The following is a 6073-nucleotide window of genomic DNA, read 5'->3' as shown; positions in this document are numbered from 1 at the left end:
CACGAAGGCCTCCGTGCGGTGAAGATTCGACACCTCCACCACACACGGGGGCCTTCGCCACGATCAAGTCCGACCCGCGTTAACAACGCTCGTGATCAATACACCTAGTCGCCCTCACCACAGCCCGCACCGGACCCCGGCCGCGGTCGAACAGCAGGTCGTGCACCTGCGGCGCGAGCACAGGATCGGGCCGGTGCGGCTGGCCGCCGACGCCAACATCGCCGCCTCGACTACGCACAGGATCCTGGTCCGGCTCGGCCTGCCCGCTCCGGCCGCCTGCGACCGGGCCCCAGCGAGCCCGTGCACCGTTACGAGCGCGACCGGCCCGGTGAACTGGTCCACGTGGACGTCAAGAAGCTGGGCCGCATCCCCGACGGCGGCCGCCGCAAGGTTCTCGGCCGGGCGGCCGGCCGGGCCAACCAGGACCGCAGTGGCACCGGATATGCCTACCTGCACACCGCCCCGGACGACCACACCCGCCTCGCCTACACCGAGGACCTGCCCGACGAAAAGGCCGCGACCTACGCCGGCTTCCTGCGCCGGGCAACCGCCTGGTTCGCCCGGCAGGGCATCACCGTCGAGCGGGTCCTGACCGACCATGCCTGTGCCTACACCAAGAACGCCTGGCGCGACACCTGCCGCGAGCTGGGCATCAGCCCCCGCTGGACCAGGCCCTGGCGGCCCCAGACCACCGCCAAGGTCGAACGCATCCACCGCACCCTGCTCGAGGAATGGGCCTACATCCGGGCCCTACACCTCAGACCGCGAACGACAGACCGCGTTTCCCGACTGGCTGGACTGGTACAACTACCACCGACCCCACACCGGCATCGACGGCCAACCACCAGCCAGCCGCGTCACTCACCTGCCGGGACAGCAGAGCTAGAGGCTCTCGCTCCACCGCGGTCCGTGCCACAGAGCGGCCCGCCGCGGTGGAGCGGTCTTCCGTCAGCCTCTGTCTGACAGGACGGCGGACGGCCGAAGGCGATCGATCATGCGGGACCACGAACGCGGCTGCATAGTCGGTGGGAGCATCGCGTTGGCAAAACTGTCACCGCGCCATACCTCCCAAGCGTGATGCCGGCCGAGGCTGAGGTCCTGCGACAGTGGACCGGCAGCACAGACCGGTCGTAAGGGCGGGGGCCTCGCCGACGCCGGTTTTCGTAGTCCATGCCGAGGAGAGTTCCCGACCTGCACGCGGATCACCGAGGGCATGCTGAACGAACTGCGGCCACCGTCGCCCACGCCGGACGGGGCACCGTCGTGCAGGCCGCACACCTCGGATATCGCACCGGGACCAGGCCGCCGTAACGCCGCAGTCCGCTTCCGGGAGTTCTGCACCGCTCGAAACGCACGGAAGCGCTGTACCCGAAGCATGTGCACCGCCGCCCAGCGGGCTTCCGGTGGCGGCAGAGGGGCCCAGTTCACCGGCGGCAGGGTGCGGTGTGCGGGCGGCAGTCGGTTCGGCTGCACATCCACACCCTGGCCGCCCACGAACGATCAGCACGCGACATGCGAGGCGCACGGCGAATTGACGGTTGCCATCCTCGGGTTCCTCACCAGCGCCGGGCGTGGCACTCCGCACTGCCACGGAGCGGCACCGGCCTCCCCCGGGGCCGGTCCGGGGCAGTGCGTACCGGCTGCTCCTGTCCCAGCAAGGAGAACTGCACCGATGGGCCGTCTAGGAAGTGGGCCTGCAGACGTCTCACGGGGTCTTTGAACATCCCCGGGTGCGGGCCGGGCTGCAGCGCCTGGTCCTCGGCGAGCCCGAGGCCCGCTGTGCGCTTGTCTCCGTTGGCGTGCAAGGCTCCGATCAGGGGAAGTGTCTGCCTCGAATCCTGGGGACCTCACACAGGTACGGCTCGCGGCGCATCGCACCTCGGATCGCGGGGAGGGGAACGAGCCCCAGCCGGCGGCACGAGCTCCCTGGGCCATCGGAGCATCACGGGTCCGGTGTGCTGGTGTCGGTGCCTGCGCCGAAGCCACGAACGCGGCGCAACGACTTCATGGTCTTCCCCGGTGGGGTCCGCGCTCTCGTCGGCTAGCGCACATCGGCCCGTTGGTATGACCTGGCCGGGAGGGTTTCCGGTTACCTCACCTCGGTGCGGACGCGGCGATCGTGCCTCAGCTCTGCCCGATGGAGCAGAGCGATCGCAAGTGCGGTGAGAGCAGAGAGAACCGTGGCAGCGGCCATCACCCAATGGAAGGCGTCCGCGTAGACAGAGGCATGGCCGGTTGCGCCTGCGGCCACGTCGTTGGCGGTTTCTGGATCGGCGATGGTGCGGCTGATCAGCCAGGTCAGGGCTGCTGAGTAGGCACCGATGACGACAGCTTCGCTTCCCAGGCGCAGAAAGTTCAGGACGCCGGCCGCGGTCCCGCTGTTCTGGGGAGGTACGGAACCGATCGCCTCGCCGTCGACCAGTCCGATGGGGAGGCCGAAGGAGAAGCCCAGAAGAATCATGGGCAGTACGAGCAGGACGAGCGGCTTGTGGGGGTCGAGCAGAAGCAGTCCGATGTCCCCGACAACCATGAACACCAGCGAGACGTAGATCATCGTCATGGGAGTGGCCCGACGCACCGACTTGATCAGACGCCCTGTCAGCAGCGGTCCGAGGAGCACGGGGACCGACATGGGCAGCATGAACAAGCCTGCTTGTGCGGGGCTCATGCCGCGTATTGCGCTCAGGGCGACCGGCAGGTAGGTCATCAGCGTGACGAAGCCGATCGCGGCGGCCACGGGCACCAGGCTCATCGCCAGGAAGCGGTAGTTGCGCAGAAGCGAGAAGTCGACGACCTTCTGACCCGGAGCACGTTCGTGGCGGATGTCGGGAAGCGCCTTGCTCAGGACAAAGGAAACCGCCACCAGGACGCCGTAGATGAGGAAGATCCCGCGCCACCCCGTCCAGTCGACGATGACACCCGCGATGCTGGGTCCAAGGGCAAGACCCAGGCCGATCGTCGCGCCGAAAATCGCGAAGTTGCGCATCCTCGCTTCGGGGTTGGTGTGGGCGTTCGACAGGATCGCGGACGAGCCGGTGAATATTGCGGCGCCTGCGACACCTGCCAGGGTTCGCGCGACGTCCACCGTGACCATGTTGGTCGCTGCCGCACTGATGACGGACGCCACGACCATCAAACCAGCGCCGGCGATGAAGGTGCGCTTGTAGCCCATGCGGTCCGAGAGGACGCCCCAGACGAGCGTGAAGACGGCGAAGGCCGCGTTGAAGCCGTTGACGACCCATTGCAGGAGCGTGGGACTGGAGCCCAGATCGGAGGCGATCTGCGGCAGCGCGACTGCCGTCCCAGAGATCCCCATGGGCAGGACGAATACCGCCAGAAGGATCACTGGCATGGTGAGTTTCGACGGAGCTGCAGTCCGGTCCGATACTGCCGTGTTCTGTGACAGCTGTTCAGTGGTGGAACTCATGGTCTTCCGTAGGTTCCTTGAGAGGTTTTTCGTGCTGGTGTGCGGCCCGGCGGTGCGGTGCACGCTCCGGTCCGTTCCCGGCGCGCGGGCGGACGGAGCAAAAACGCAGGCGGGGCGCCGCAACCGCAGATGTCGGGTTGGCGCACGCCCCGGTGATGCGACTTGTCTACTCGCCCCACGGTCCGGCAGCGACGGCGCGCTCCATGAACGTCATTCCTTCGGCGGCGCGCTCGCGTACCAGCTCCCACGCGATGCCGTAGCGGGGTGCGGCGCCCTCGGACAGGGCAGCATGCGCGAGGACCATGTCGGTGAGCGTCCGGGCCATCTTGAGGCGCGGGTAGGTGTCGTGGATGCGCTCCGCCCACTCGGACACCAGATCCGCGTTCTTGCCGAAGTCGATGTAGATGCCCTCGTAGGCGAGCACCGTGAGCAGTCCGCGCTTCTCCGCGATCTGGGGCGAGGTGTGCAGGGCGATGGCCTCCCACACCCGGTCGGCGTCGGCCGCGGAGACACCGAGGCGCGTCACCAGCGCTGCCGCCAGGTCGGCGCCCTCCACCTCGAAGCGGAGTTTGCCCTGGGCGAGGGGGCTGGTACCCAGATCGTGCGCTACGCAGGCCGCGAAGAGGAGGTCCTCGTCATAGGCGGCGTCATTGAGTGCTCCGAGGTACTCACCGTACAGGCGGGCCCACAGGAAGCTACGGACGCAGTGGTTGACCAGAGAGGGGTGTACGAGGGACCGGACCTCTGACATGACAGCGGTGGCGAGAGGGCTGCTGGGGAGTGCAAGTGCATCGTTCATAAGGGGAACGTATGACTGCACACCATCGACCGAAAAGTGGCCCGGACGCCATGCACCGCTACAATCGTGCCATGAAGGTGTTTGAGTCGAGGCATACCGTCGCAGTGCTCGTTCTCCCCGGCGTGCTGCCTCTCGAGTTCGGGATTGCCGCACAGATCTTCGGCATGGAACCCCAGTACGAGCTGGTGGTGTGCACTGACGATCAAGCCGGACCGGTGGTGGGTCCGGGTTACATGATCACCGCCGAGTCGGGCCTGGAAGCTTTGACCAGGGCAGATACTGTGATCATCCCGGGCTACGAGGACATCGACGCCCGCCCTTCGGTTCAGGTGATCGACGCACTGCGAGCCGCCCATGCGCGGGGGGCGCGTCTGGTGTCCATTTGTACGGCTGCCTTCGTCCTGGCGGAGGCCGGGCTTCTCGACGGGCGGCCGGCGACCACCCATTGGCAGAACGCCGATCAGCTGAGGAGACGGTTCCCCAAGGTCGATGTGCAGCCGGACCGGCTCTACGTGGACGACGGTGACATCCTCACATCGGCAGGGGTGACCGCAGGCGTGGACCTGTGCCTCCATCTCATCCGAGTGGACAAGGGTGCGGCGGCGGCCAACACCCGTGCTCGGGTACTGGTCGCTCCGCCACAACGGGTCGGTGGTCAGGCTCAGTTCATCGAGCAACTGCGACCGGAAGCCGTGGGGGAATCCCTGGCCCCCCTGCGCACGTGGATGCTCGGCAATCTTGAGCTTTCCCACACGGTCGACGACCTCGCGCGCCGTGCGCACATGTCGCGGCGGACGATGCTCCGGCGGTTCCGGGAGGAGACCGGAACCTCTCCCATAGCCTGGCTGGTCGACGCGAGAATCGACAAGGCACGGCAGTTGCTGGAGACGACGGACACCCCCGTGGAGCAGATCGGTCGTCTGACTGGTCTCGGCGCGCCGGCTTCCGTTCGCGCGGCCTTCCATCGGCACCTGGGTACATCACCGCAGGAGTATCGCGCCATGTTCTTGCACCGGACCATGGCCGCTCCCGGCTGAGGCGAGTGGCGAGTGGCGAACCGTGCGGCGTCCCGTGACCGGGGTCGAGCGTCATGCGCTGTCCACGGCCGGCGGCGAGTACGCCACCACGATCGTCGCCTTGGCTCCGATCCTCGGCCGTACCCTCCTGGTTGTCGGACATGGCCGAGGAGCACTCCCGACAGGCGTTCACGGCCTGTCCGCCGGTCAGGATGCAGTCGGGCGCGACGCCGTGAGGCTGCGGTGGACCGTTTCACCGGGCGCAGGTCTGTCTCGGGGAATTCTCGCGCGCGGCCGCAGTCATGGGGCCCTTCCATGTCGTCCGCCCGCTGGCGACGCACTCGATCGGTGTCGTCGTCGCGTTCAGTTCGCGATCCATGGACACCGCGATCTCATGGACGAACCGCTCTGCACAGCCCGGCAGATACTCCGCGCCGGCGAGCTGTGTATGGATCGTCAGTGGCCGCGGCCCACCTGCCTGTTCACTGGTGACCGCCGCACTGAGACCGAAGCGACCATGGACGTCCACGGACGCGTGATCACCGCCTACCGCGATCCAGGCCGTGTCCTGATCGGGAAGCTGACCAAGGGCATCCGCACCGGCGTCCCGAAGCCACCCGCCGAGATTGGCGCTCCGGGCCGGACGCTGACGAAGCGCGTCGCCGGCGGCCTGGCCTACTAGGCCGCACCGGGACCTCCATCGGGCCCATCGAGGCGATCAACAGACATCGCGGATGCTTGTGCGTCGCCACTCTCGGCACCCTGTCCTGTGCAGCTCGGCGTGAGGACAACGGTTGTGCGGTTGTGGGGTGCCGAACCGTACGGTTCGGC

At 67.5% G+C, this 6073-nt stretch carries 4 protein-coding genes and 1 pseudogene; 3 read left to right on the top strand and 2 right to left on the bottom strand.

All coding sequences use genetic code 11. The features are described from left to right. Positions 1 to 106: 106 nt before the first annotated feature. A pseudogene (locus tag AB0472_RS45790) lies at positions 107 to 886 on the top strand (IS481 family transposase); the annotation flags it as partial. A gap of 1203 nt (positions 887 to 2089) precedes the next feature. On the opposite strand, the gene AB0472_RS45785 reads toward AB0472_RS45790, so the two are convergent. Both AB0472_RS45785 and AB0472_RS45780 read right to left on the bottom strand, forming a co-directional pair. Further along, positions 2090 to 3427, bottom strand: a complete 1338-nt coding sequence (locus AB0472_RS45785) for an MFS transporter (protein WP_366365621.1) — start codon at positions 3425 to 3427, stop codon at positions 2090 to 2092. A 166-nt stretch (positions 3428 to 3593) separates the two neighbouring features. After that, a complete protein-coding gene (locus AB0472_RS45780; protein WP_366365620.1) occupies positions 3594 to 4226 on the bottom strand; it encodes an HD domain-containing protein in 633 nt (210 codons plus the stop codon). Positions 4227 to 4297: 71 nt separating this feature from the next. On the opposite strand from AB0472_RS45780, the gene AB0472_RS45775 reads away from it, so the two are divergent. Together AB0472_RS45775 and AB0472_RS45770 are read left to right on the top strand one after the other, a co-directional pair. Continuing rightward, the gene (locus AB0472_RS45775) at positions 4298 to 5263 is read left to right on the top strand and encodes a helix-turn-helix domain-containing protein (protein ID WP_366365618.1); all 966 of its coding nucleotides are present in this window, start codon (positions 4298 to 4300) and stop codon (positions 5261 to 5263) included. A gap of 496 nt (positions 5264 to 5759) precedes the next feature. Continuing rightward, the gene (locus AB0472_RS45770; protein WP_366365617.1) at positions 5760 to 5924 is read left to right on the top strand and encodes a hypothetical protein; all 165 of its coding nucleotides are present in this window, start codon (positions 5760 to 5762) and stop codon (positions 5922 to 5924) included. Positions 5925 to 6073: the final 149 nt, after the last annotated feature.

The sequence above is a fragment of the Streptomyces sp. NPDC086777 genome, assembly GCF_040702065.1.
In the GTDB taxonomy this organism is placed as follows: Bacteria; Actinomycetota; Actinomycetes; order Streptomycetales; family Streptomycetaceae; genus Streptomyces.
The sequence above is the reverse complement of the archived record's forward strand: the minus strand, read 5'-3'. Positions and strand labels throughout refer to the sequence as shown.